The 26,490-nt window shown below is 40.6% G+C and carries 21 protein-coding genes and 1 tRNA gene; 14 read left to right on the top strand and 8 right to left on the bottom strand.

Translation table 11 applies throughout. The annotated features are described in order from the left end of the window. Positions 1–41: 41 nt before the first annotated feature. The 6 genes from H6G83_RS10165 to H6G83_RS10140 all read left to right on the top strand — a co-directional run bounded on the left by H6G83_RS10165 (position 42) and on the right by H6G83_RS10140 (position 5,782). Positions 42–1,772, top strand: coding sequence for a diflavin flavoprotein (locus H6G83_RS10165; RefSeq protein WP_190470807.1), 1,731 nt, complete (start codon positions 42–44; stop codon positions 1,770–1,772). A 106-nt stretch (positions 1,773–1,878) separates the two neighbouring features. After that, positions 1,879–2,400 carry a phosphate-starvation-inducible PsiE family protein gene (locus tag H6G83_RS10160; protein ID WP_190470804.1) on the top strand — a complete coding sequence of 174 codons (522 nt, stop codon included), beginning with the start codon at positions 1,879–1,881 and terminating at the stop codon, positions 2,398–2,400. Between the two features lie 74 nt (positions 2,401–2,474). Further along, positions 2,475–4,205, top strand: coding sequence for a diflavin flavoprotein (locus H6G83_RS10155; protein WP_190470802.1), 1,731 nt, complete (start codon positions 2,475–2,477; stop codon positions 4,203–4,205). Positions 4,206–4,395: 190 nt separating this feature from the next. Then, positions 4,396–4,869, top strand: a complete 474-nt coding sequence (locus H6G83_RS10150) for a type II toxin-antitoxin system VapC family toxin (RefSeq protein WP_190470798.1) — start codon at positions 4,396–4,398, stop codon at positions 4,867–4,869. Positions 4,870–4,871: 2 nt separating this feature from the next. Next, a complete protein-coding gene (locus H6G83_RS10145) occupies positions 4,872–5,099 on the top strand; it encodes a hypothetical protein (protein ID WP_190470795.1) in 228 nt (75 codons plus the stop codon). A 62-nt stretch (positions 5,100–5,161) separates the two neighbouring features. Next, positions 5,162–5,782 carry a Uma2 family endonuclease gene (locus H6G83_RS10140; protein WP_190470792.1) on the top strand — a complete coding sequence of 207 codons (621 nt, stop codon included), beginning with the start codon at positions 5,162–5,164 and terminating at the stop codon, positions 5,780–5,782. A gap of 139 nt (positions 5,783–5,921) precedes the next feature. Here H6G83_RS10140 and ftsH2 read toward each other — a convergent pair whose 3' ends face one another. Then, positions 5,922–7,808 (bottom strand): ATP-dependent zinc metalloprotease FtsH2, encoded by a 1,887-nt coding sequence (gene ftsH2, locus H6G83_RS10135; RefSeq protein ID WP_190470789.1) that lies wholly within the window; start codon positions 7,806–7,808, stop codon positions 5,922–5,924. Positions 7,809–8,107: 299 nt separating this feature from the next. On the opposite strand from ftsH2, the gene H6G83_RS10130 reads away from it, so the two are divergent. Continuing rightward, complete coding sequence (locus tag H6G83_RS10130) at positions 8,108–8,275, top strand: hypothetical protein (RefSeq protein ID WP_190470786.1); 168 nt, start codon at positions 8,108–8,110, stop codon at positions 8,273–8,275. Here H6G83_RS10130 and H6G83_RS10125 read toward each other — a convergent pair. The 6 genes from H6G83_RS10125 to H6G83_RS10100 all read right to left on the bottom strand — a co-directional run bounded on the left by H6G83_RS10125 (position 8,245) and on the right by H6G83_RS10100 (position 14,421). Next, the gene (locus tag H6G83_RS10125) at positions 8,245–8,739 is read right to left on the bottom strand and encodes a hypothetical protein (RefSeq protein ID WP_190470783.1); all 495 of its coding nucleotides are present in this window, start codon (positions 8,737–8,739) and stop codon (positions 8,245–8,247) included. The genes H6G83_RS10130 and H6G83_RS10125 overlap by 31 nt on opposite strands. Before the next feature lie 152 nt (positions 8,740–8,891). Further along, complete coding sequence (gene gltX, locus H6G83_RS10120; protein WP_190470781.1) at positions 8,892–10,334, bottom strand: glutamate--tRNA ligase; 1,443 nt, start codon at positions 10,332–10,334, stop codon at positions 8,892–8,894. Positions 10,335–10,496: 162 nt separating this feature from the next. Then, positions 10,497–10,570: transfer RNA gene (locus H6G83_RS10115), tRNA-Asp, on the bottom strand. Positions 10,571–10,602: 32 nt separating this feature from the next. Continuing rightward, a complete protein-coding gene (locus H6G83_RS10110) occupies positions 10,603–10,833 on the bottom strand; it encodes a hypothetical protein (RefSeq protein ID WP_190470778.1) in 231 nt (76 codons plus the stop codon). 400 nt (positions 10,834–11,233) lie between these two features. After that, positions 11,234–12,766 carry a serine/threonine protein kinase gene (locus tag H6G83_RS10105; RefSeq protein ID WP_190470775.1) on the bottom strand — a complete coding sequence of 511 codons (1,533 nt, stop codon included), beginning with the start codon at positions 12,764–12,766 and terminating at the stop codon, positions 11,234–11,236. A gap of 53 nt (positions 12,767–12,819) precedes the next feature. Beyond that, entirely contained in the window at positions 12,820–14,421 is a 1,602-nt protein-coding gene (locus tag H6G83_RS10100; RefSeq protein WP_190470772.1) for a serine/threonine protein kinase, read from the bottom strand. Between the two features lie 996 nt (positions 14,422–15,417). Between H6G83_RS10100 and H6G83_RS10095 the strand changes: the two genes are divergently transcribed. The 7 genes from H6G83_RS10095 to H6G83_RS10065 all read left to right on the top strand — a co-directional run bounded on the left by H6G83_RS10095 (position 15,418) and on the right by H6G83_RS10065 (position 24,409). Continuing rightward, positions 15,418–16,650 carry a glycosyltransferase family protein gene (locus tag H6G83_RS10095; RefSeq protein ID WP_190470768.1) on the top strand — a complete coding sequence of 411 codons (1,233 nt, stop codon included), beginning with the start codon at positions 15,418–15,420 and terminating at the stop codon, positions 16,648–16,650. Between the two features lie 15 nt (positions 16,651–16,665). Continuing rightward, positions 16,666–17,844 (top strand): glycosyltransferase family protein, encoded by a 1,179-nt coding sequence (locus H6G83_RS10090; RefSeq protein WP_242044518.1) that lies wholly within the window; start codon positions 16,666–16,668, stop codon positions 17,842–17,844. Positions 17,845–17,886: 42 nt separating this feature from the next. Continuing rightward, complete coding sequence (locus tag H6G83_RS10085; RefSeq protein WP_190470762.1) at positions 17,887–19,737, top strand: ABC transporter ATP-binding protein; 1,851 nt, start codon at positions 17,887–17,889, stop codon at positions 19,735–19,737. Beyond that, the gene (locus H6G83_RS10080; protein WP_190470759.1) at positions 19,721–20,455 is read left to right on the top strand and encodes a histidine phosphatase family protein; all 735 of its coding nucleotides are present in this window, start codon (positions 19,721–19,723) and stop codon (positions 20,453–20,455) included. The genes H6G83_RS10085 and H6G83_RS10080 overlap by 17 nt, the downstream gene beginning before the upstream one ends. A 165-nt stretch (positions 20,456–20,620) precedes the next feature. Further along, positions 20,621–21,910 (top strand): colanic acid biosynthesis glycosyltransferase WcaL, encoded by a 1,290-nt coding sequence (locus tag H6G83_RS10075; RefSeq protein WP_190470755.1) that lies wholly within the window; start codon positions 20,621–20,623, stop codon positions 21,908–21,910. 3 nt (positions 21,911–21,913) lie between these two features. Beyond that, positions 21,914–23,161, top strand: a complete 1,248-nt coding sequence (locus tag H6G83_RS10070) for a glycosyltransferase (RefSeq protein WP_190470752.1) — start codon at positions 21,914–21,916, stop codon at positions 23,159–23,161. A 222-nt stretch (positions 23,162–23,383) separates the two neighbouring features. Next, a complete protein-coding gene (locus H6G83_RS10065; protein ID WP_190470750.1) occupies positions 23,384–24,409 on the top strand; it encodes a glycosyltransferase family 2 protein in 1,026 nt (341 codons plus the stop codon). Positions 24,410–24,692: 283 nt separating this feature from the next. Here H6G83_RS10065 and ilvD read toward each other — a convergent pair whose 3' ends face one another. Continuing rightward, positions 24,693–26,384: a dihydroxy-acid dehydratase gene (ilvD, locus tag H6G83_RS10060; RefSeq protein WP_190470748.1), complete on the bottom strand. Its 1,692-nt coding sequence runs from the start codon at positions 26,382–26,384 to the stop codon at positions 24,693–24,695. Positions 26,385–26,490: the final 106 nt, after the last annotated feature.

Raw genomic sequence — 26,490 nt, 5'->3', positions numbered from 1 at the left:
AAGAATATTTAATTCCAGATAACAATCTTTTGGTAAAACCAATGGTCGCACTCACAGAAAACACTCAAGCTATTGCCAATATAGGACGTTTGACTGTGCAAACTGTAGAAATTGCACCGGAAACAACTGCTATTCGCTGTTTAGATTGGGATAGAGACCGTTTTGATATTGAATTTGGTTTACGCAATGGTACAACATATAACTCTTTCTTAATCCAAGGTGAAAAAAAAGCTTTAGTTGATACTTCACACCGCAAATTTGAGCAATTATACCTGGAGATAGTTACAGGGATAATTGACCCAAACACAATAGACTATTTGATTGTTAGTCACACAGAGCCAGACCATAGCGGCTTAGTTAGAGATATTCTACAACTAGCTCCTGCTATCACCGTTGTTGGTGCGAAGGTGGCAATTCAATTCTTAGAAAATCTGATTCACCAACCCTTTAAATCTTTACTGGTGAAAAGTGGTGAAACTTTAGATTTAGGTAATGGTCACAAACTAGAATTTATTTCTGCACCTAACTTACATTGGCCTGACACAATTCTTACTTATGACCACAAAACAGGCATCCTCTATACCTGTGATGTGTTTGGTATGCACTATTGTGATGACCATACTTGTGATGAAAACTTCTCAGCTATTGAAGAAGATTTTAAATATTACTATGACTGTCTGATGGGGCCGAATGCTCGGTCTGTATTGGCTGCTTTAAAACGTATAGAAAATTTAAGTATAAATACCGTCGCTACAGGACACGGGCCTCTACTACAGCATCATATTTCCGAATGGTTGGGGCGGTATCAAAACTGGAGTTTAGAACAAACTAAAACAGAAACTTTCGTCGCTTTGTTCTATGCTGAGGACTATGGCTATAGTGAGAAGTTAGTACATAGTTTAGGACATGGCTGTACGAAAATCGGCGTAGGGGTAGAATTAATAGATTTAAACAATGCCCAAGCGCAAGAAGTAAGGGAAATAGTTACTCAAGCTTCGGGTATTGTAATTGCCATGCCATCTCAATATTCACAGACAGCCCAAGCAGCATTAAGTACTATTTTGGCGGCTGTACATCAAAAACAGGCAATCGGTTTACTAGAGTCTGGTGGCGGTGAAGATGAACCTGTTTATCCCTTACGAAATAAGTTCCAAGAATTGGGATTAGTGGAAGCTTTTCCACCCATTTTAATTAAAGAAGCTCCCACACAAGCAATTGAACAACTTTGTGAAGAAGCTGGTACAGATTTGGCGCAATGGTTAACACGCGATCGCACCATTAAACAAATCAAATCCATTAACACCGACTTAGAAAAAGCTTTAGGCAGAATTAGCACCGGTTTATATATCATCACGACCAAAAAAGGCGAAATTCAAAGTGCCATGTTCGCCTCTTGGGTAACACAAGCAAGCTTAGATCCTTTGGGAGTCGCCATTGCAGTCTCCAAAGAACGAGCAATTGAATCTTTAATGCAATTAGGCGATCGCTTCGTTCTAAACGTCCTTGCAGAAGACAATTATCAAGGATTGATGAAACATTTTCTCAAACGTTTCGCCCCCGGTGCAGACCGTTTTGCCGGCATCAAAACCTATCCCGCCAGCAACGGTTCCCCCATCCTCGCAGAAGCCCTAGCTTACATAGAATGCGAAATCACCAGCCGTATGGACTGCGGCGACCATTGGATTATCTACAGCACCGTGGATACAGGTAGAGTCGCCAACGTCAACGCATTGACAGCCGTTCATCACCGCAAGGTTGGAAATCATTATTAGGTGACAGTTGACTGGGGACTGGGAAAAAGCAGGGGAACGCAGGAAGCAGTCTTTCCCCTTTCCCCTTCCCCTTCCCCTTTCCCCCTTCCCCCTTCCCTCACGCACTATGTACAAACCTGTAGAAGATAACCCAATTTCCGTTTACGAAATCAATCGAGGGCGCATTGTCCGTACCTTGGAATTGATTCAAGATGTCATCGTGATTTCCTTGTGTATCGGTTTATTTAGCTTCATGGTAATTCAGGTGTGGGATATGTTTCTTTCCCTGCTACCGCCTTTGGATTTCCATGTTGTGACTGCCGATATCTTGTTTTTGCTCATTTTAGTTGAGTTATTTCGACTATTAATTATCTACCTGCAAGAACAACGCATATCTATAGGAGTGGCTGTAGAAGTTTCCATTGTCTCAGCTTTGCGGGAAGTGATTGTTAAAGGCGTGTTAGAAACCAGTTGGAGTCAAGTTTTAGCCACTTGCGCCTTCTTATTAGTTTTAGGAATTTTACTGGTTGTGCGAGTTTGGCTACCCCCCACCTTTGAAGGTATTGACCCAGAACAACGCATCGTCAAACGCTATCAAAAGCTGCATAAGACGGAATTAGAGACTAATGGCTGGGGAATCAATCAGTGAACAGTTATCAGTTATCACTTACACAACCTGATAACTGGCATACCCAGTACGCAATATTTACAGGAGAATTAACTATGAGTACTGCTACTTTCAGTCGTGCTAGGGATGTACAAGTTGCCGATGTTGGGGAACAGACGCAGGTTTTGCGATCGCGCACTTGGGAACGTCTCAAGTTTGAAGTTGAGTATTCCCGTCAACGGGGAACGACAGCTAATTCCTATCTCATCCAAGCTGAGAAAACGGCTTTGATTGACCCTCCTGGTGAATCTTTTACGGAAATTTATTTAGAAGAACTCGCCCGACATCTCGACCTTAGCACCCTGGATTACATTATCCTGGGTCACGTCAACCCTAACCGCCGAGTCACTTTGGAAAAGTTGCTTGCTCAAGCACCGCAAGCTACCTTGATTTGTTCTCGTCCGGCTGCTAATGCGCTCAAAACTGCTTTTCCTGATTGGGAATCACGAATTCAAGCTGTACGTTTTGAAGATACTCTCGATTTAGGACAAGGACATCAGCTAGTATTTATCACTGTCCCTACTCCCCGTTGGCCTGATGGGTTGTTTACCTACGACCCAGCTACCAAGATTCTCTACACAGATAAGTTTTTCGGCGCTCATATCTGCGAAGATACTTTGTTTGATGAAGACTGGAAAAAGTTAGACGCGGAACGCCGTTATTATTTTGACTGTCTCCATGCAGCCCAAGCTAAACAAGTGGAAGCGGCTTTAGATAAGGTGGCAATGTTGGGGGCGAGATGTTATGCGCCTGGTCATGGCCCGGTTGTGCGTTATAGTCTCAGTCGTTTTACTTACGATTACCGCCAATGGTGTCAAGGGCAGAAGTCTTTAGATTTGAATGTGGCGCTACTTTATACCTCTGCTTATGGTAATACGGGGATTTTAGCTCAGGCGATCGCTCAAGGTTTGATTGAAAATGGTGTTAATGTCGAGTCGATTAACTGCGAACTGGCAGAACCAGCAGAAATTAACCGTATTGTTGAAGCAAGTGATGGTATAATTATCGGTTCCCCGACTTTGGGCGGTCATGCGCCGACACAAATTCAAACTGCTTTAGGTATAGTCCTTTCTACAGCTGCGAAAACCAAGTTAGCCGGGGTGTTTGGTTCCTATGGTTGGAGTGGTGAAGCGATCGATTTAATTGAAAGTAAACTTAAAGATGCCAATTACCGTTTAGGCTTTGACACAATTAGGGTACGCTTTAGCCCTACACCAGAAATTCTCCAGCAATGTCAAGCCGCAGGTGCGACTTTTGCCCAAACCTTAAAGAAAACTAAAAAACTGCGGACACCCCGCCAAGTGGTAGCGGAAGCGAATACAGACCGGACTGAACAAGCAGTGGGACGCATTATTGGTTCCTTGTGTGTAGTCACAACCCGCGACCAAGAAAACCACAAAGGTATTTTAACTTCGTGGATATCCCAGGCGACTTTTAACCCACCAGGAATTATGATTGCGATCGCTCAAGAACAAAACGCAGATTTGATGAGTCATATTGGCGATCAATTTGTCTTGAATATCCTCAAAGAAGGTAGAAATATCCGGCGCTATTTCTCCCGCCAAAGTACATTAGGAGATAATCCTTTTGCCAATCTTGAGACTAAAACTGCTGACAATGGTTGTTTGATTTTAACAGAGGCACTAGCTTATTTAGAATGTACTGTAACCAACCAACTAGAATGCGGTGATAGACGGTTAATTTATGCTGTGGTTAATAAGGGCGATGTATTAGAAAGTAACGGTGTGACTGCTGTTGAGCATCGCAAATCAGGCAGTCATTATTAATTTTTTTCTCCCAAATTTCAAGCTATGGGGGCGCTATGCGCCTCTTTTTTTGTCTATTTATCAGTATTGTTTGGTTAGTGTGAAATAATTAGCGATCGCTTTTCCTGATACTTTGTATTTTCCTGAGTTTGGCTGCATCAGTTAAAGCAGTGGATGTGAGATAAAATAGAGTGGCTTGAAATCTGCCTATATGACTGAATCCGTTTACATTGAGACTAGTATTTTAGGCTACCTTACTGCTAGACCAAGCCGGGATCTTGTCGTGGCTGCAAATGTTGAGATTACGAGGGAATGGTGGGACACACGCCGCAGCCAGTTTAACCTCTACGCCTCCCAAGCAGTTGTGAAAGAAGTTTCTCAAGGAGACGCAGAAATGGCATCTCGACGGCTAGAAATCCTTCACAATTTTTTGTTACTAGACTTGAACCAATCTGTGCTTGACCTCGCAGAGCGATTTTTAGAGCGCAGTAACCTTCCAGCAAAAGCTGATGTGGATGCGCTTCATATTGCAGTCGCAACCGTTCATGGTATGGATTATTTGCTGACATGGAACTGCAAGCACATCGCCAATGCTCAAATTCAAGGAAAATTGGCAGAGATTAGTCTTGATTTCGGGTATGAGTTGCCAATTCTTTGTACACCCTATGAACTTTTAGGAGGTTAATTATGTTTCAAGATGAGATTGTCGAAGAAATTCATAGAATCCGTGAAGAGTATTCACGCTCATTCAATCATGACTTGAAAGCCATATTTGCTGATTTACAAAAACAGCAAGCCAAAAGCGGAAGAGAGGTTGTGAACTTGTCACGAAAGCGCGGTATAACAACACGTTGGAGTGGACGGACGAAAGATTTAGGAGAGGATGCAAAGGATACTAGCCGTCGCTCGATTTAGCCGTCTAATAGCTAAGTTAAGCTAAGAGATAATATTTTCAAAGCTGTAATCATCCATCATCTATGACTCAAGCCATACCCAAGTTAATATCTTTTGCGGAATTTGTTGATTGGCTACCTGAAAATACCGGGGTACGCTACGAACTACATAATAGATGTATTGTGGAAATGGCACGACCAGTGGGGGAACATGAAGAAATTACAGGCTTATTGGGCGTTGAAATTGCTGTTGAAATCGAACGTCTAGGATTACCCTATGGTATGCCTAATCGAGTTATAGTTCGACCCTCTGAAAAAGACTCTGGTTATTTTCCTGATGTGTTGGTGTTAAATCGGGCAAATCTGGTAAATGAACCATTATGGAAAAAACAATCTGTTGTTAGTTTAGCTGCATCAATACCCTTGGTGATTGAGGTTGTATCAACTAATTGGCGGGATGATTACCACTTAAAATATGCTGATTATGAGGAGATGGGTATTCCCGAATACTGGATTATCGACTATGCGGCGTTGGGTGGACGTAATTTTATCGGTAGTCCTAAACAACCGACAATATCTGTCTGTAACTTAGTTGATGGCGAATACCAGATTAGTAAGTTTCGAGATGGCGATCGCATTATCTCTCAAACTTTCCCCGAATTGAACCTCACAGCAGCCCAGATTTTTCAAGCTGGTTTGGTGTAAGGGTTAAATTTGCCATGTTCTCAGCTTCCATTCCCATAACGCAACCACTACAGTACAGAATGAATTGCTTGACTTCAACAAAGCCAAAAAAAGGGATGATGAAAATCATCCCCTAATATTTTGTAACAAAAGTTAAACTTTACAGTTGTGGTACAAACTGCTGCTTCTCAGGTACATCAGTGTACTCAGCAACAATTTGCCGGAACTCTTCACCGTCGATGGTTTCTTTTTCAATCAACAAGTCAACGATGCGATCGGTGACGGTGCGATTTTCACGGATAATTTTCTTAGCGGTTTCGTAGCATTCTTCCACAATTTGCCGCACTTGAGAGTCAATTCTGGAAGCAATTGCTTCAGAATAATCGGATCTGGTCATCCAGTCACGACCTAAGAAGACTTCACCTTGTTGGCTTTCCAAGGACAAGGGGCCTAAGTCAGACATCCCAAACCTTGTTACCATTTGTCGTGCCATTCCTGAGACTTGTTGCAAATCTCCGCCTGCGCCAGTGGTAACTTCAGCACCACCAAAAATAATTTCTTCTGCTGCACGTCCACCCAGAGCGCCAGCAATTCTGGCTTTGAGTTGGGAGCGAGAAATTAAACCTTGTTCTTCGTTGGGGGTAAACCAAGTCAAACCTTGGGCTTGTCCTCTAGGAATGAGGGTCACTTTCTGCACTGGGTCATGGTCTTTTAATAAAGTACCAACCAAGGCGTGTCCGACTTCGTGGTAAGCAATTAAGCGTTTGCTCTTGCTATCTACTAGGGGTGTTCCTTCCATCCCCGCAACTACTCTATCTACCGCATCATCAATTTCGGTGAGGGTGATAGCTTCTTTGCGTCTGCGGGCTGTGAGAATAGCGGCTTCGTTGAGGAGGTTGGCTAAGTCTGCACCAGTGAAGCCAGGGGTACGACGAGCGATCGCTTCCAATGATACGCTAGGATCTAACTTCTTATTCCGCGCGTGGACTTGGAGAATTTCCAAGCGTCCTTTGATGTCTGGTGCATCAACTATTACTTGTCTGTCGAAACGACCTGGACGCAACAACGCTGCGTCTAATACGTCGGGACGGTTGGTAGCGGCAATAATAATGATGCCGGTGTTACCTTCAAAACCATCCATTTCAGTGAGTAACTGGTTGAGGGTTTGTTCTCTCTCGTCGTTACCGCCACCGATACCCGCACCCCGTTGTCTACCAACTGCGTCGATTTCATCGATAAAGATGATACAGGGAGCGTTATCTTTAGCTTTCTTAAACAAGTCACGGACGCGGGAAGCACCCACACCGACGAACATTTCCACGAACTCAGAACCGGAAATGCTGAAGAATGGTACGCCAGCTTCCCCGGCGATCGCTTTTGCTAGTAAAGTTTTACCAGTCCCTGGAGGCCCTACCAACAGTACACCTTTAGGAATACGCGCACCCACAGCCGTAAATCTTTCTGGCTGCTTGAGGAATGTGACAACTTCTTGTAATTCTTCCTTCGCTTCTTCGATCCCGGCTACATCGTCAAACTTCACCCCAGTTTTCGCTTCCATTTGGAAACGCGCTCTGGACTTACCAAAATTCATGGCTTGACCAGGCCCACCGGGAAGATTATTAGAACGACGGAACAAAAAGAACAATCCAGTAATCAATAAGATGGGGAATACTAAATTACCCAACAGTCCCCAGATAGCGCCATCATTGCGTGCTGGATGAGCATCAAAACTAACTTTGTGTTCTTTAAGCTTACTGATTAATTCAGGAGCGCTTATAGGCAAATCTACCCGCCAACGTTGGACGCGACCTTCAATATCTTGATCCTGGGCTTCCACAATGGCTGTTCTGCCGCCTTCATACAGGTCAACATTGGTAACACGTCCAGCATCCACGTATTCCAGAAAGCGACCATAGGTCATGCGAGTGTTGGCTGCGTTCCTAGTCATGTCCGCAGGAGCGTTAGCAAACGTCCCTTGCCAAAAGAAAAAGCCAATTACCAAAGCTGGCAATGTCCAGAGTAGTAGGACTCTCCAAGAGAATTTCATTTTTAATTTGCCTCTAGATGCCAAGTACGATTCATTATTTCTAGCAACTGGAGTTACTAGACAGTTGTACAACGGATGTTTATAAATCCATTTTGTTTAATCTGATATCTAATCATGCACCGCCATAAAGCTATAAGGCCATTATGTTAAATCTAAGATGCTGATAAGAATCTTAATTAAATTTAACTTAATTCTAATACAAGATTGCAAGAGGCTGGTCAGTTATCAGTTATCAGTTATCAGGTGACAGGTGACAGGTGACAGGTGACAGGTGACAGGTGACAGGTGACAGGTGACAGGTGACAGGTGACAGTTATTATTCTTCCCCATCTCCCCCTACTCCCTCATCTCCCTCATCTCCCCCTACTCCCTCATCTCCCTCATCTCCCCCTACTCCCTCATCTCCCTCATCTCCCTCATCTCCCCAATCCCCAATCTACCTAACTTCGGTAATTTCTAACTTGTAGGGAAAATACTTGTCTTTGTTGTAAGAACCGACCCAAACCTGGTAATTTCCAGGCAACCACTCGCCACTGATGCCTGGATTTTTGCCGTTTACGTCATCATTACACCAAGTACCGCCAGGGCCTTTGACTATGATGGTGGTATCTTGCGGAGATTGGACTTGCAGTTTTAAGTACTCGAAATTACTGTTGAGTTTGATGGTGTGGTCTGGTGTTTCATCGACAAATCCGTTACAGGGGCCAGTGGGTGTTTCGATTCTGCCTGCTACTTGGCTTGCCGCTATTGAACCGCCACTCATACCCCTGACTACCAAGGGGTCTGGAGAAAATTTCCTACTGATGGTGACATCCCCAAATATTGGGGGCGCTTCTTGCGCTCTGCTGTTTGTATGAAGTGCCGAGATAACGCCCAGCGTAACTATCATTAAGGATACCCGGATGCCTCTATTTAGCGACGTTTTTAACATTTTAGTTACATAAGCTTTTCAGTGTAAGGAAAGACACTAATTTTACAGCGTATGTTCCCAAATTGAGAGAAATGAACTATTTGACATCACTCGTCCGGTGCGGGCAAGATGCCCACACCATAAGAAATATAAAATTGGTTGATCAGGGATTGTTAACTGGCTGCTACGGACTGACTTAAGCGTGGCTTATCCAAACCAATCTGATTGAGAAGTAACCAAGATTGAATTAAGTCGGGGCCATGCACGTCTCCGGTGAGGGCGACTCGGAGCGATCGCATCACTAAACCTTTCTTCACATTTTGAGCTTTCACCACTTGTTTAATTATGTCTTGGGCTGCCGCTTCTGTGAGTTGGGGTTGGGCTTCCAAGCCAGCAATGATGGCTTCAAGTGCAGCCTGAGAACCTTCTTGCTGCAATTGCTTACTCCCTTCTTCGCTCAATTCCACTGTCTCGATGAAGAACAGCTTGGTCATCTCTACAGCATCGGTTAAGCGTGTCAAGCTGGCGCTAATTAACCCAACCAACTGTTCCAACCAAGGGCGATCGCGTCCCTGTGCAAATGAATATCCTGCTTCTTCCCAATAAGGTATCAACAAATCAGTCAACTTATCAACTGGGGTGTTGTGGATATATTGACTGTTCAACCAATCTAGTTTTGCCCAGTCGAATTTTGCCCCGGCTTTATTCACCCGTTCAAAACTAAATTCCTTGGCTGCGGCTTCCAAGGTAAATATTTCTTGGGTAGAATCTGGTGGCGACCAACCAAGCAAGGTCATGTAGTTGACTAAACCTTCGGCGGTAAAGCCCATTTTCTGAAAGTCGGAAATGGAAGTCACCCCATCCCGCTTGGAAAGTTTACGCCCTTCCATATTCAAAATTAAGGGCGCATGGGCAAATTCCGGGATTTTTGCCCCTAAAGCTTCATATAGGAGAATTTGCTTGGCGGTGTTGGCGATGTGGTCTTCCCCGCGAATGACATGAGTGATTTGCATATCAATGTCATCAACCACGACCACAAAGTTGTATAAAGGTTGACCAATACCATCTTCGGAAGCACGGGCGATGACCATATCACCACCTAAATCACTGCCTTTCCAAGCCACCTTTCCCCGTACTAGGTCGTTCCAGACGATTTCCCGGTCATCGTCAATTTTAAAGCGGATGACGAAACTACGTCCTTGGGCTTTAAATTCGGCTTCTTGTTCTGGGGTGAGGTTGCGGTGACGGTTGTCGTAACGGGGGGCTTCACCTTTGGCTTTTTGCGCTTCTCTTAGGGCTTCTAATTCTTCTGATGTGGTGTAGCAGCGATAGGCTAAACCTTGATCTAAAAGTTGTTGTACGGCTTTTTGATAAAGGTCGAGGCGTTGAGATTGGTAGAATGGCCCTTCATCCCAATTCAGCCCTAACCAACGCAGTCCCGTCATAATATTTTCTGTGTATTCGGGACGCGATCGCTCTAAATCTGTGTCTTCAATTCGCAAGATAAATGTGCCGCCGTGGTGGCGGGCAAACAGCCAGTTAAATACGGCTGTCCTGGCTGTACCAATGTGTAAATTTCCCGTTGGACTAGGAGCAATTCTGACTCTAACCGTCACAGTATTTCTCTCTCTCGCAAAGCATGAATAAATTTAGCTTAGTATCTAAGCCTCTGAGTCCTGAGATTTTTCTAGGAAATCAAGACTCCAAACAATTACTAGTTATCTGTGTCCTCTTCCTATACTACTCAGGACTCAGCACTCATTACTCACAACTTTGAACGGGACTGACGGGGCTCGAACCCGCAACTTCCGCCGTGACAGGGCGGTGCTCTAACCAATTGAACTACAGTCCCTTAATTGGCACTTCCCTATTATGACGCACCCCTCAAGGATTGTCAACCTTGTTTGGGAAAATTTTCTGAAATTCTTCTTGTGCTTGCTTCCCAAGTGGTTGTTGAGAGGGATAAGTCTCACCATATTGGCTGGGGATGTTCACAGGCTTGGCATTCTGAAAATTTGTATTGCCGGAATAACCTGATAATGAAGTTTTGCTGGTAACAGCATATGGCGGTTTTATTGACACTCCCCTGCCTAACCAAGTTTCGCTTTCGCTCACTTGCTTAAAAAGGCAGGGGATTCTTGGTTCAATGAGTCCACTTAGCGCCCGATTCCTTGCGGTATCTTGTGCCAGAGGTGGTTCTCTCCCCAAGCGTTAACTTTTGGTCTGCCCGACCATAGTTGCACAGTGTGCAATATTTGTTTGGTAGAGACGCGATTAATCGCTTCTGTACAATGCTGTTCGTCTAGTACCTGTAAATCTTTTACCTACTTCCAGGTGATACTAGAACTACGAAGTAGAACCAGCAAGATTCATTTGTCAAGGTTCAGCTTCTGCGTATTAGGCAGCAATAGGGTTTTTTCAGTGGTTGATTACCCTTCCACAACCATATTCTACCAAAAGCCGTCCTATAAGGACGGGGTTTTCAACCCAAATTTTCGATAAAATCAGACCAATTTTAACTTAATTTCTTGGCTAATTGTTCCATATGGTGGGTAGATGATAATTGCTGAAGCATCTGTGATTGGATTTGTTTATACTGCTGCTTGAGCAGGTTTTTACTTACATGAGCTTGAGAAGCTAGCGGGAGTTTTTGACTTTGTTCTAGCCAAATTTGTAACTTTTGTCTTTGGCTGGGTTCAATGTCACTATTGAGGATTTGAATACAGCTATGGGGTGCTTCTAGGGTGAAGCAAATTAGAGGGTAGCTGGCATTGTTAACTAAGGATATTATTAGTTGGCGATTGAGGGGATTTTGCGTATCTAGGTAGCAAGGTAGCCACTTTGGTTCTAATTTTTGGTTGTAGAGTAGTGTTACCCACAACAGCATCGGATGGGGTGATGTGACAAAAAGGAAGCGGTTATGAATTTGACAGTTTGCCCGGAGTTGAATTTCTTTTTTAGGTAACATTAGCCAGACTGTGGCTAAATTATTTTGGTTGAGGTTTAGCTGTTGAGGGAAAACAATTTCTTGTATAGGTTTGTTTTGAGGCCAAGTGAATTGGTGAGATTGTTTTTTTAAGGCTGCTATTAGTTCGTAACCAGATGTTAATTTAGGAGTTGCTAGAGATGATATATTAGTAGAAAAAATGGCGCATTGCAAGGGGTCGATACTATTGATGATTTGTAATATTTCTCCAACGTTTTGCGGGCGATCGCTGGCTTTTTTCTCTAAGCAAGCCATGATTAAATTGTTGAGTTGTGAGGGAATTTTTAGGTTGGGTTTAACATCGGCGATCGCTCGTGGTTTTTCAAAGTTATGTGCTTTATACCAAGCGCCAAATAAATCTGTTTCTGGTTGCCAAGGTTTAGCACCAGTGAGCATTTCAAACATGATGACACCCAAGCTATATATATCAGAGCGGCTATCTAAGTTTTCTCCTTCTAATTGCTCAGGTGAACAGTAAGGTAAAGTTCCATGAAATCCTTTATTTGTACTAGCTGTAGTGGCATAGTTGATAAATTTAGCAATACCAAAATCTAGGATTTTTACTAACTGTACTAATATGGGATCGGGAACAACTAAGATATTTGCTGGCTTAATATCTCGATGAACTAAAGGGTAAACTTTTCCATCAATTTGAATACCTTGATGGGCGCATTGTAAGCCCAAACAAATCTGACGGGCAAGATGGATAAACTTAGGTAAGGGTAAGGGAATTAATTCTTTTAAACCTTTGCCGTTGAGGTATTCCATGACATAAAAAGGTTTCCCTGTGTCACTCACACCATAATCGTAAGCCCGGACAATATGTAAACTTTTTTGGCTTAGGGATGCACTCATCAGTGCTTCACGGGCAAAGTCTTTCTGAATTTTAGAATCACATACAGTTTGAGCGAGAAATTTGATAGCAACTGGGGTTTCTCCTAAGAGGATATCAGTTGCTAAAAAAACTTCCCCCATGCCACCGCTACCAATCAACTTTTGTAGTTGATAACGATTAGCAACTAATCCTGTACTGTGTGGAGATGCAAATACACTCTGATTCACCTTGACAACCTCACATATAACCACTTTTGGCAGAAAAAAGTTAAATTTTCCGATTATTGATTATGTTTAAAAATGTGTAATACTTGATCAATTAATTTAGCAAACCAACTTTTGATTTCTACCTGTTCCTGTGGTTTATTGGCTGTTAAATTACGCATGATTTCTAGTCTAATTTCTTCATATTCTGTTTTGAGTATATTTTTAGCTTGTGAAGTAGTAACTATTTCATTGGGTTCGATATTTTGATTGGTTGTCATCCAATCTATCAGTTGTTGACGTTGTTGAGCAGTGAGAGTTAAAGTAATAACTTGAGGGCAATTATTCGGCTCTTCTAGGGCAAAGAATAGGAGATGATAATATCCAGTATCTGCTAAAAATCGGACAATACTTTGACCTCTACTTTCTTGTAAATCTATGAAATAAGATAACCATCTGATGAGGGATAATTCAACATCATGTAGTACCGTAACCCATAGTATCATTGGGTAAACTTCCATTTGACTAATAAATTCAATTCGATGGTTTTTAGATAAAAATTGAGATATTTCCTGTTTTGGTAACATTGCCCAAAAGGTTGGTATTATCCCTTGAGTAGTGGGGAGGAGATGGGGAAAACCAATCTGTTTTACTGGTTTATTTTTCGGCCAAGTTTTTTGTAAACATTCTTTTTCTGTAAGAGAAGTTATGGGTACTAATTGAAATTCAGGAATGTTTTTTCCAATATCATCACTGCTAGAATTAGCATTTTCTATTTTTTGTTTAACTTGTCCTAATACTTGGATTATTTCTTGAGCATTTTGTGGGCGATCGCCTACTTCTTTTGCCAAGCAACTCATGATTAAATCTTGCAATTGTGAGGGGATTTGCAACTGGCTATCTACTTCAGCAAAGGTAGGAGGTACTTGGAAACGATGAGCTTGATACCAATTTCCAAAGGAGTTACTTTCTGTTTGAAATGGATGTTTTGCAGTTAACATTTCAAACATCAACACACCTAAACTATAAATATCAGAGCGAATATCTAATAGCTTACGCCCTTCCATATGTTCTGGTGAACAATAAGGTAAACTACCGATGAAAGAATCGGTAAGTGTCATCCCACTACGTTCTGTTAAAAACTTGGCAATACCAAAATCTAAAATTTTGACATTCTCGCTTTGTTTACTATTATTAGTAATAAATATATTTTCTGGTTTAATATCCCTATGTACAACCGGATACACTTCGCCTTTAAGAATAATACCCTGGTGGGCGCATTGTAAACCCAAACAAACTTGATAACAAATATCTAAAAATTTATCTATTGTTAACGGATGCTTTTTTAATATTTGTTTTAAATTTTTTCCTTCCAGGTACTCCATTACATAAAAAGGAGTTTTTTCATCCGTTACACCATAGCTTAAGACGCGCACAATATTTTTACTTTTACGTCCTAATTGAGCGCCAATAAAAATTTCTCTAGCAAAGCGTTGCGATACCTGTTGATTTACTAAATTTAATATGAGAATCTTCAAGGCGACTTGACGGTTTTTAGCAGTATCTTCTGCTAAATAAACTCGCCCCATACCGCCTTTGCCAATCAAGTCTATTATTAAATAGCGATTGTTTAAAACTTTTCCAATATAAACATCTGGTTCTGTTTTTTGATTTACCATATCTGGTAACTTGACGCTATCGAATAAATGGTAGATTGAATTAACATTTAGTTGAAAGATAAATAAGTTAAAGTCTTATAAAGATGATTCTATCTTTGAAAAGATATTTTATTGTTTATAAAAAATTTTGCCAAATTAAATGCAAAATCTCTTGAATATTATGTAACATAATAAATAAGCAAAAGATATGAGAAAATTCACTTAATCCCTGAATTAACTGGAGAATTTTGTTGAAAGGCAACAGTAAATTCACTGACAAGTTTTTGGAGTTTGCAAATTAGATTGACATTACCGCATCGGGAAGCATCTCAAAAACAGAGGAGAAGGGTTTTTAGCCTCTAAAACCTCTGAAACCCACCCCGCCAAAGCGATGCTTTGTTTCTCCTCCTTGGTAAGGGACGGTTGGAGGTGCTGACAGGTGTAGGGTACAGTCCTTACTCACTGCTATATTAAAAACTTACCCTGGCTGACTGATAACTGATCAGGACATACGCAACTGACACTTGGGGTAGGGTGCGTCAGATGTGAAAAATCCTTAAATATGTACGAAATTATTGAGGCTGACGCACCCTACAGTTAGTTTGATTATGACACTTGCGTAAGTCCTACTGATAACTGATATAGCAGGGGACAGGGGACAGGGGACAGAGTTAAAAGTCTTTGGCTGTCTAAGTTTTTTCATTTCCTCATGTCCTAACTGTCTTGGCTATTGCTATATAATATCAAGTTCGGCTAATTACTTATAATATGGTTGTTTTGGTCGGTAATGGGTAATAGCTAATAGCTAATTGTTTTCTACCATTAGCAATTACCAATTACCAATTACCAACCCCGAAGATATGATAAGTGATTAAGCGGACATGATATAAGATGAGAAATTTCTCATGCAACTTTCATAAAGAACTCATCTAAATCAGCAATTATATGGTTAATAGAAGAACATCAAACGGATGTTTCTGACATATTACACCTGTTCCAACTTAATTGGTAATGCTTATGCGACTGCTGGTATATTCCCACGACGCATATGGACTTGGTAACATCCGAAGAATGTTGGCTATTTGCGAACATCTACGGAGCGAAATTCCTGAATTGTCAATTTTATTACTTTCAGGTTCACCCATGTTACAAGGGTTTCGTTTACCCAAGGGTTTAGATTACATCAAACTTCCTTGCCTGAACAGAGGCTCAAGCGGCGAAGTTGAGGTAAAGTATCTGGGGATGGACATTGAAGAGACGGTGAGATTGCGATCGCAATTAATTCTCTCAACCGCTATTAACTTTCAACCAGATTTATTTCTTGTTGATAAAAAACCATACGGACTTAAAAACGAATTAGCTGATACCATTGATTATTTAGCTGAAAAACTTCCCCAAACTAAGCTAGTTCTTTTACTGCGGGATATTCTCGATTCTCCAGAAGTAACTATCAATGAGTGGAGAAAAAAGAACTATTACACAATATTAGAAAAAGTATACCATCAAATTTTAATAGTTGGTACGCCAGAAGTTTTTGATACTGTTAGTGAATATCAATTTTCGCCTATTCTCGCGCAAAAATCTCGTTACTGCGGTTATATAAGTCGTAAATCAGGGTTAAAATCACCTGATGTGATTAGAGAAGAATTGCAACTATCAACCAATGAACGTTTGATTTTAGTTACTCCCGGCGGCGGTGAAGATGGTTACGAATTAGTTGATATGTATCTTTCGGCAATTCAATTGTTACCCAAATCAATTTGCTGTAAAAGTTTAATTATTTATGGCCCAGAAATGCCTATCAAGCAAAAGCAACTTGTTCATCAAGCCGCTAGCAATAACCCTCAAGTTAAAGTTAAGGAATTTACCGATGATTTAATGAGTTATATACAAGTCTCAGATGCAATAGTTTCAATGGCTGGTTATAATACGGTTTGCGAAATCTTATCTGCAAATAAGCCGGCTGTAATTATTCCCCGATATCAACCATCAAAAGAGCAATTAATCCGGGCTGAAAAAATGGATAAATTAGGATTTTTTAAAGTAATTAATCCAGAGATTGTCTGTCAAAAAGAATTTCAAAAATATCTGGTTAATCAGCTAACGCATCCTCAGTTAAACCAAAATTTTTTAAATATGGATGGTTTGGATAATATCAAAAAATATATTTTCACTTTGTTAAATCAAACCAGATATAAATGTCATCTTCAAAAAAATATTCAATTAGCAAGCTTAGTTGTTAGCAAATAAGAAATGAAAAAAATTATGTTTTACTGCCAGTACCTGAGCGGTATGGGGCATTTAGTTAGAAGCACAGAAATAGTACGAAATTTAGTTAAAGATTTTCAGGTTTATTTTATTAACGGTGGCCCAGAGATAGCAGGCTTTGAAATGCCATCACAGGTAGAATTAATTAGATTACCTGCACTATGGTTAGAGGAGGGAAAATTTACGGTTGGTGATAACCAAAGTGTGGAAGATGTTAAGGAAATTAGAAAAAATCTCTTGATTAGTGAATTTGATAAAATTAAACCTGATTGTTTAATTACTGAATTTTTTCCTTTTGGTAGACATAAGCTATTTTTTGAATTAATTCCTTTTGTTGAGCATATTAAAAATACAAGTCCGACTACCAAGATTGTTTGCAGTTTACGTGATGTAATTGGTAAGGAGAGTGAGCCGGAAGAAGAGGAAATTATTTGTAATTTAATGAATCGTTATTTTGATTTGCTGTTGTTTCATGCTGACTCCAATTTTCAACAATTTTCTGAAAGCTTTACTAGACATAAAGATATTAAAAGTGAAATTATTTATACTGGATTTGTCACTCAATCACCAAAAAACTATGCTAATGATGCCAGCCCATTATGGGGTGATGTCACAGAAACTGCGAAAATTTTAGTCAGTGTGGGTGGAGGAAGAATCGGATATGAACTTCTGGAAACTGTGATCAAAGCCAGCCCAATTTTAGCAAAGGAAATACCACATTTTATCAAAATATTTACTGGGCCTTTTATGCCGGAAGACAAGGTGCGACAATTAAGACAATTAGCAGACGGTAGGCTAGGCGATCGCAGCAATATTCAAATTGAAACATATACCTTACAATTGCTGGAATATATGAAAACAGCAGATATTGCTTTAAGCTTAAGTGGTTATAACACTATCATGAATATCTTGAGTACAGGTGTGCGGGCAATTGTTGTGCCTGTAGGTCATGAAAAGCAAGATCAGGAACAGTTAGTGAGAACTCAAAAATTAGAAAGTTTAGGACTTGTTGATTATATTCTCCCGCAAAATCTCACAGCATCTCACTTGGTACAAAAGATTATATCTGGTTTAAATAAAAATCAATCTTGGCGTAAGTGTAAATTTGATTTGCATGGTGCAGAGACCACATCTTTTGTTTTGAAAAATTATTTATCTCACAAGGCAATTTTCTAATTACCAATAACACAGAGGCGGAGAAAATAAAAGGAGTAATTAATGGGACAGCGTGTCAAGGAAAAGGAATTAAAGGGAGTTATTCCGGGATTATTACGAATTTTCAGCAAATTTTCGCCTTATATTCATCAGCAAAAAGTCTTGATAATCTGTTCATTTTTAGCACTTTTATTTGAGACTAGCTTACGTTTGCTGGAACCTTGGCCTTTAAAATATGTTTTTGACCATATCCTCATACCTGCTCATAATAACTCAGCAAATATTCCTAACACCCACGGTTTTCATCCAGTTTTATTATTAACTTTGTCGGCTGTGGCAATTGTTGTTATATCTGGGTTAGGTAGCATCGCTGCATATCTTAGCACCTACGGAATGTCTTTGGCTGTAGTGCGGATACTGTCAGAGGTACGCCGTAATGTTTTTAATCATTTACAACATCTTTCTCTATCCTTTCACCAAAAATCTAAAAGTGGTGATTTAATAACTCGCGTCACCGCCGATATTGAAAAGATGCGGACTGTGGCGGTAAAAACAGCTTTACCTTTATTAACTAACATATTCTCAATGCTGGGAATGTTGGCAATTATGTTATGGCTAAATTGGGAATTGGCGTTGCTAGTAATGGCGATTTTTCCCTTATTAATGTTGCTAACAAGTAATATGATCAGCCGTATTCGGAAGTTTGCTAAAAAACATCGTGATTCTGAAGGTGTTCTAGCTGCAACAACAGGTGAAACTATTGGTGCAATTAAAATAGTGCAAGTTTTATCTCTTCAAGAAATGCTGCACAATGTGTTTTCAGCACAAAATCAAAAAAGTTTAGATGAGGCGATTGAATCTATTAGGCTATCCGCAGCATTGGAGAGAACTGTACAAATTTTAATGGCGATTATTGTTGCTGTGGTGTTGTGGCGTGGTTCTCATGCGGTGTTGCATAAAGAACTCACTCCAGGGGAACTGTTGGTGTTTATGACATATCTGAAAAATGCTTTTGAACCGATGCGGAGACTTTCCAACCAAGTCGGACAAATTGCTAAAGCGACAGCTTCCGGGGAAAGGGTGGTGGAAGTTCTCGACTATGAACCAAATGTCAAAGATTTACCAGGGGTAAAACCAGCACATCCTTTTTTTGGTGCAGTTCGGTTTGAAAATGTGGCTTTTGGCTACGACAGCAGCGAAGAAATTATCAAAGATATTAGCTTTATAGTCCAACCGGGACAACAAGTGGCGTTGGTAGGGCCTTCCGGTAGCGGTAAATCAACTTTGCTCAGTTTGATATTACGGCTTTACGACCCCGAAAGCGGTCGAATTTTAATTGATGGTCAAGATATCCGTGAATATACTGTACAATCGCTACGGCAGCAAATTAGCGTAGTTTTGCAAGATAGTGTGTTATTTGCTGTTAGTGTCAAAGAGAACATTGCCTATGGGAAATTGGGCGCTACTGATAAAGAAGTGGAAAAAGCCGCACGCCTGGCTAATGCTCACGAATTTATTATGAAATTGCCCCAAGGCTATGATACGATTTTGGGCGATCGCGGTGGTACAATCTCAGGAGGACAAAGACAAAGAATTGCGATCGCTCGTGCAGCAATTCGTCAAGCACCAATAGTTATCCTCGATGAACCCACCACAGGTTTAGATAAAAAAAGCGAATATATCGTCAACTCTGCATTGGCAAAATTAACCCAGGGACGCACAACCTTTGTGATTTCCCACAACCTCAAAGCAGTAGAGAACGCAGATATGATTCTCTATGTTGAAGGTGGAAGGATTTTAGAACAAGGTACACATCGAGAATTAATCTGTCTAGGTGGTCACTACGCCACTTTATACCGGATGCAAAGCGTTGTAGATATAGAAGCAGGAGATATCTATGCAGTTGAAGCTTGAGTCAGGACAAGGAACTCGCGTCATTCTCCTCCGTCACGGACAGAGTACATTTAATGCCTTGGGTTTGTATCAAGGCTGCTGTGATGAATCAGTATTAACCGAAGTGGGACGCAAGGATGCGCGAATTACGGGCAATTTTCTTCAGGAAATAGCATTTGATGCTGTATATATTAGTTCTTTAAAACGGGCGCAGGAAACCGCTAAGGAAATTTTAGAAGTAATTACTGTGCAGTCAAACGCCATTTTTACTAGCGATAAATTGCGGGAAAATCATCTTCCTAGTTGGGAAGGTTTAGCTTTTGAATATGTGCGGGAAACGTTTCCAGAATTGTATCAAATTTGGAAACAGCGTCCTCATGAATTTTGGATGGAAATAGATAATCAAACTAGATTTTATCCGGCGCTTGATTTATATAAACGAGTACAAGAATTTTGGCAAGAAGTGTTACCACTGCATATAGGTCAAACTTTGCTGGTAATTGCACATGGAGGAACAAATCGGGCGCTAATTAGCACTGCTTTGGGGATAAGTCCTGAATATTATCATTGTTTTCAACAATCAAATTGTGGGATTAGTATAGTTAATTTTGCAGATGGTTTATTAGGGTCTGGGCAATTAGAGGTGATGAATTTAAATTATCATTTGAATGTGTTGAGGAAGGAAGAGAAAGAGGAGAGTATTTTTTTAACACAGAGGGATAATACCAATTTTATATGATGTTGCACATAATTATAAAATCAATTAATTTATCTGCGTTTACACCGAAGTTCTGAGCGGCGGCTTCCGCCGCTCAGACTTCTCTCAGCTTGCATCCGCGTTCAATATCCTCGACATATTATTCTATGCAGCTTCATATCAATTTGGTATAAGGAGGTTGGAGAAATGAAGATAGCTTTTATTGTTTGGCGTTTTCCTATTTTATCAGAAGCGTTTATTTTAAATCAAATTACGGGTTTGATTGACCGTGGACATGAGGTGCATATTCATCCGGTTAATGGTTTACCAAAGGGTTATACCGGGAAAGTGCATCCAGTTGTAGAAGAATATAAGCTATGGGAACGTACTTATTTTCCTCCAGTTGTACCTACAAATATTGTTTGGCGTTTTTTGCAAGGGATGGGATTACTATTAAAGAATATTCATCAGGGTTCTTTAAAAAGTCTCAGATTTTTTACTTCTCATAAATATGGTAAGGAAGTCGCTACTTTAAAAACGTTCTACAGAATTGTAGCTTTACTACAAGATGGGGATTATGATATTATCCATTGTCAATTCGGTACGTTAGCGCCTATTGCTCTTGCTTATCGTGAAGCTGGGATAATTTCCGGTAAATTAATTACGACATTTCGCGGTATTGATATTAGTAAGTATGTCCAAGAAAATGGCATCAATGTTTATGACCAACTCTTTCGGGAAGGAGAGTTTTTCTTGGCGAATTGTCAATTTTTTGGCGATCGCGCCATTAATTTAGGTTGTAATCCTGATAAACTTGTAATTCACGGTTCTGGTTTAGATTGCAGTAAATTCACTTTTAAACCTCGATATTTCCCTGTTGATGGTCAGGTGCAGATTGCTACTACAGGGCGTTTGGTAGAAAAGAAAGGCATTGAATATGCTATTCGTGCAGTTGCTAAAATAGCCGCAAGTTATCCAAATATTGAATATAAAATTATTGGCGATGGTGAGTTAAAAGGGTATTTGGAAAATCTAATTAAAGAATTAAATGTTGCTCACATTGTCAAATTATTGGGATGGAAACAGCAGAAAGAAATTGTGGAAATTCTTAATAATACTCACATTTTTATTGCTCCTAGTGTAACTGCTGCTGATGGTAATCAAGATGCACCAGTGAATACATTAAAAGAAGCTATGGCGATGGGTTTACCTGTTATTAGTACCAGACATGGGGGTATTCCTGAATTAGTCGAAGATGGGGTTTCCGGGTTTTTAGTACCAGAGAGAGATATGGAGGCGATCGCCTGCAAATTAACCTATCTTATAGAACATCCCCAACTGTGGGAAAAAATGGGTAAAGCTGGACGTGCGCGGGTGGAAGAAAAATACGATATGCACAAGCTGAATGATGAATTAGTAGCCATTTATCAGCAAATATTACAACCAGAATTAAAAATCATTCCTGACGAATCATCAAAAGAACTAACTTACATTTAAAATATGAAGGTAGCATTTTTGGTTGCACATTTTCCTGTCTTATCAGAACCGTTTATTTTAAATCAAATTGTGGGTGTCATCGAACGCGGTCATGAGGTTGATATCTACTCACTTGATGGTATACCTCAAGATACATCTAAAGTGCATCCCTTAGTCGTACAATATCAATTAATTAATCGCACAATTTACGCTCATTCTCGACCAGAAAATGAGCTATGGCGATGGATTAAAGGTTTGAGTTTACTAATAGCAAATTTTTACAAAAACCCCGCCGTTTGTTTGCAATTACTCAATAGTTCACGTTACGTTAGTCAAGCAAAATCATTAAAAATGCTCTATCGAGCATTACCATTTTTACAAAAGAAATCCTATGACATTATCCATTGTCAATTTAGTACTTTAGGTGTGTTTGGCTTGTGGTTTCGTCAGCTTGGTTTAATTGAGGGTAAATTAATTTCCACCTTTCGCGGTTCAGATATTAGTAAGTTTTTACCAAAATGGGGTAAGAAAGTTTATCAAGAATTATTCTTAGAAACAGATTTCTTTTTAGCTAATTGCGAATTTTTTAAAGATAAAGCAGTTGCTTTAGGTTGCGACGCAAATAAAATTCATGTGCATGGTTCAGGAATTGATTGTCAAAATTTCACCTTTCAAGAACGTCATTTTCCTGAAGATAATATAGTCCGTATTGCTACTACTGGACGCTTGGTAGAAAAGAAGGGAATTGAATATGTAATTCTGGCGATCGCTCAAGTAATACCAACTCATCCTCATATCGAATATAATATTATCGGTGATGGTGAACTGAAACAACATTTGCAAAAGCTAATTGCTGATTTAAATCTTAACGATGTGGTGAAATTGTTGGGATGGAAACAGCAAAAAGAGATTGTAGAAATCTTGGATAAATGCCATATTTTTGTTGCGCCTAGTGTCACCGGAAAAGATGGTAATCAAGATGCACCAGTGAATACATTAAAAGAAGCTATGGCGATGGGTTTACCTGTTATTAGTACCAGACATGGGGGAATTCCTGAATTAGTCGAAGATGGGGTTTCCGGGTTTTTAGTACCAGAGAGAGATACGCAGGCGATCGCCAGCAAATTAACCTACCTTATAGAACATCCCCAACTATGGGTAAAAATGGGTAAAGCTGGACGTGCGCGGGTGGAAGAAAAATATGATATGCACAAGCTTAATGATGAATTAGTAGCCATTTATCAACAAGTTTTAACAGTGAACAGTAAGTAGGGGCGGGTAGGGGCGGGTTCAGTAAAAAATTCATGAGGAAAACAAATATGTCAGTTAAACCCGCCCTTACAGAAATTCATGGGAAAAACAGATATATCTGCTAAACCCGCCCGTACTTAAATACGTTGTTGAAACACTACACCATCCGCCGTCAGAACTGATAACTGATAACTGATTTAAAAACCAACTCATGACAGCAACCAATTAAGAGGATGTAGAAAAATGTTAGAACCAATAATTACAATCATTGTTGTCCCCCGTGAACGTTTTAGCTGTACACAAGAATCTCTAGAAAGCATTTACGAACATACAAAATTACCTTTCAAATTAATTTATGTTGATGGTAATTCACCAACTAAAGTGCGTCGCTATCTAAAAGCAAAAGCCGCAGAAAAAAACTTTAAATTAATTCGCACAGATTATTATCTTTCTCCTAACCATGCACGTAATATTGGTTTGAGTGATGTTGATACTAAATATTTAGTCTTCCTTGATAACGATGTTATAGTGTCTCCAGGTTGGTTAGAAGCATTAGTTAACTGTGCAGAAGAAACAGGAGCAACCGTAGTCGGGCCTCTCATGTGCGAGAAAAAACCAATACATCAAACAATACACTTTGCAGGTGGAGAAAGCCACATCGTCATTGATGTTCATGGCAGGCGACATTTACGTGAGAAAATGTACAAACAAGGTCATCAAGTCGTAAATTTGCGTCCACAACTCCAACGCATTCAAACAGAATTAGCAGAATTTCACTGTACCCTAGTTCGCACCGAAATATTTGAGCGTATTGGCTATTTAGATGAACAAATGCTCAACACCAAAGAACACCTTGATTTTTGTATGACTGTGAAGCAAGTGGGAGGTAAAATATACTTTGAGCCTGATAGTTTAGTTACCTATGTTCCAGGCCCTCCTCTAGAGTGGAGTGATTTACACTTTTATATGTTGCGTTGGAGTGATGCTTGGACATTGGCAAGTTTACAACGCATCCGAGAAAAATGGAATTTATCTGAGGATGGTTACTTCCAAACCAAATATAAAAAATTGGGTGTCAGACGAGTAGCGACAATTATTAAACCTCTTGTGCGTCAAGTCAGCTTTGGGAATGAAAATAAACCATTAAAAAGATTGTTAAAAAAGTTGGATAGAAAACTCAACCGTTTTCTAACTAACCGCTATGCCAAAATGCTACCACAACGTAAAATTGAGTTACCAGCTATCAAGAAAGAACTTGTTGCATTGTAGTAGTAGCGCGACCGGGCTAAAATATTGCATTAGATTTAGAGAAAATTGAACGCAGATGTTGGCGTTCGCGGTAGCGTCTCGTAGAGAAGCCTTTGCTACGCAACGCTACCGCGAACCCGAAGGGTACGCAGATGAACGCAGATGATCAGATTATATATTGTTGGCTAATGCACAAATTTAGTCCGGTTACGCTAGTAGCGTCAGACCCAATAATTTCGGACAAATTAAGGAATTTTCCTCATCTGACGCACCCTACAATTGTGCTAGTTGTGTAAGTCCTGAATTATTCATTGAATAAGTCTAAATCTGTAACAGCACCAACACTACTTGAGGAAACTAACTTAGCATATTTTGCCAGTATACCTTGAGTGTAACGAGGTGGACGGGGTGTCCAGTTAGCACGACGACTGGCTAATTCTGCGTCAGAGATGTTTAACTGTAACAAGCGAGAATTAGCGTCAATCGTGATGCTATCACCTTCTTCGACAAGGGCAATGTTACCACCAACAGCAGCTTCCGGGGCGACGTGTCCGACTACCATCCCATAAGTACCACCGGAAAAACGTCCATCCGTAATTAAGCCGACTGCATCACCTAAACCTGCACCAATAATTGCTGAGGTGGGTGCTAACATTTCCCGCATCCCAGGGCCGCCTTTGGGGCCTTCGTAGCGGATGACTATCACATCACCTGCTTTAATCTTACCTGCCAAGATGGCATCTAAGCATTCTTCCTCGGAATCAAATACCCTTGCTGGGCCTGTAATTACGGGCTTTTTCACCCCAGTAATTTTGGCTACAGCACCTTCTGTAGCTAAATTACCTCTGAGGATGGCTAAGTGACCTTGGGCGTACATGGGGTTATTCCAAGGACGTATCACATCTTGGTCGGGTGATGGTTCATCGGGGACATCTGCTAAAGTTTCGGCGATGGTTTTACCTGTGATGGTGATACAATCACCGTGAAGTAAACCATGCAGCAGTAGCATCTTCATCACTTGGGGAATACCCCCGGCTTTGTGTAGGTCTGTGGCGACGTATCTACCACTGGGTTTCAAATCACATAAAACGGGTATACGACCACGAATAGTTTCAAAGTCATCTAGATTTAATTCTACACCCGCCGCACGAGCGATCGCCAAAAAATGTAACACGGCATTTGTGGAACCACCCACCGCCATAATTACAGATATGGCATTCTCTATAGATTTACGGGTGATAATCTGTCTGGGTAATAGTTGATGGCGAATTGCTTCTACCAATACCTTAGCTGATTCTTCGGTACTATCAGCCTTTTCATCGTCTTCTGCTGCCATTGTGGAAGAATAGGGTAAACTCATCCCCATCGCTTCAAAGGCACTTGACATGGTGTTTGCTGTGTACATTCCACCACAGGAACCTGCACCCGGACAAGCACGACGTTCCACGGCTAATAGTTCATCTTCATTTATTTTCCCGGCACTATATTCACCGACAGCCTCGAAGGAACTGACAACGGTTAAGTCTTTACCATTGTAATGTCCGGGTTTGATTGTACCACCGTAAACGAAGATTGCGGGGATATTCATCCGGGCGATCGCAATCATGGCCCCTGGCATATTTTTATCACAGCCACCGATGGCAATTACACCATCCATACTTTGCCCATTACAAGCGGTTTCTATCGAGTCAGCAATTACTTCTCGTGATACTAGGGAATATTTCATCCCCTCCGTCCCCATCGAAATTCCATCACTAATCGTAATTGTGCCGAATAATTGCGGCATTGCCCCAGCATTTTTTATACCTGCTTCTGCTCTTTGGGCTAGTTGATTTATCCCCATATTACAGGGGGTTATCGTGCTGTAACCATTGGCAACACCGACAATGGCTTTGGTAAAATCTGCATCCTGAAAACCAACCGCCCTTAGCATAGCCCGATTAGGCGATCGCTGTACCCCTTGAGTGACAACCTTACTTCGGAAATTATCTGACATTGTTCTTCACCTATTACTGTCGCCTTGAGTCAATCTCTGTAACTGACTTTTCACAGTATGGGAAAAACCTCTCCAAACCTTTGATCTGTCCCTCTTTCCTATTAGG

This window comes from Anabaena azotica FACHB-119, from assembly GCF_014697625.1.
Taxonomy (GTDB): Bacteria; Cyanobacteriota; Cyanobacteriia; order Cyanobacteriales; family Nostocaceae; genus Trichormus; species Trichormus azoticus_A.
This window is presented reverse-complemented; position numbering and strand designations above follow the sequence as displayed.

What these genes read in the sequence shown, in the direction of transcription:
- H6G83_RS10165 (WP_190470807.1), top strand. Translation starts at nt 42, where the DNA reads ATGGTCGCACTCACAGAAAACACTCAAGCTATTGCCAATATAGGACGT.
- H6G83_RS10160 (WP_190470804.1), top strand. Translation starts at nt 1,879, where the DNA reads ATGTACAAACCTGTAGAAGATAACCCAATTTCCGTTTACGAAATCAAT.
- H6G83_RS10155 (WP_190470802.1), top strand. Translation starts at nt 2,475, where the DNA reads ATGAGTACTGCTACTTTCAGTCGTGCTAGGGATGTACAAGTTGCCGAT.
- H6G83_RS10150 (WP_190470798.1), top strand. Translation starts at nt 4,396, where the DNA reads ATGACTGAATCCGTTTACATTGAGACTAGTATTTTAGGCTACCTTACT.
- H6G83_RS10145 (WP_190470795.1), top strand. Translation starts at nt 4,872, where the DNA reads ATGTTTCAAGATGAGATTGTCGAAGAAATTCATAGAATCCGTGAAGAG.
- H6G83_RS10140 (WP_190470792.1), top strand. Translation starts at nt 5,162, where the DNA reads ATGACTCAAGCCATACCCAAGTTAATATCTTTTGCGGAATTTGTTGAT.
- ftsH2 (WP_190470789.1), bottom strand. Translation starts at nt 7,808, where the DNA reads ATGAAATTCTCTTGGAGAGTCCTACTACTCTGGACATTGCCAGCTTTG.
- H6G83_RS10125 (WP_190470783.1), bottom strand. Translation starts at nt 8,739, where the DNA reads ATGTTAAAAACGTCGCTAAATAGAGGCATCCGGGTATCCTTAATGATA.
- H6G83_RS10100 (WP_190470772.1), bottom strand. Translation starts at nt 14,421, where the DNA reads ATGGTAAATCAAAAAACAGAACCAGATGTTTATATTGGAAAAGTTTTA.
- H6G83_RS10095 (WP_190470768.1), top strand. Translation starts at nt 15,418, where the DNA reads ATGCGACTGCTGGTATATTCCCACGACGCATATGGACTTGGTAACATC.
- H6G83_RS10090 (WP_242044518.1), top strand. Translation starts at nt 16,666, where the DNA reads ATGTTTTACTGCCAGTACCTGAGCGGTATGGGGCATTTAGTTAGAAGC.
- H6G83_RS10085 (WP_190470762.1), top strand. Translation starts at nt 17,887, where the DNA reads ATGGGACAGCGTGTCAAGGAAAAGGAATTAAAGGGAGTTATTCCGGGA.
- H6G83_RS10080 (WP_190470759.1), top strand. Translation starts at nt 19,721, where the DNA reads ATGCAGTTGAAGCTTGAGTCAGGACAAGGAACTCGCGTCATTCTCCTC.
- H6G83_RS10075 (WP_190470755.1), top strand. Translation starts at nt 20,621, where the DNA reads ATGAAGATAGCTTTTATTGTTTGGCGTTTTCCTATTTTATCAGAAGCG.
- H6G83_RS10070 (WP_190470752.1), top strand. Translation starts at nt 21,914, where the DNA reads ATGAAGGTAGCATTTTTGGTTGCACATTTTCCTGTCTTATCAGAACCG.
- H6G83_RS10065 (WP_190470750.1), top strand. Translation starts at nt 23,384, where the DNA reads ATGTTAGAACCAATAATTACAATCATTGTTGTCCCCCGTGAACGTTTT.
- ilvD (WP_190470748.1), bottom strand. Translation starts at nt 26,384, where the DNA reads ATGTCAGATAATTTCCGAAGTAAGGTTGTCACTCAAGGGGTACAGCGA.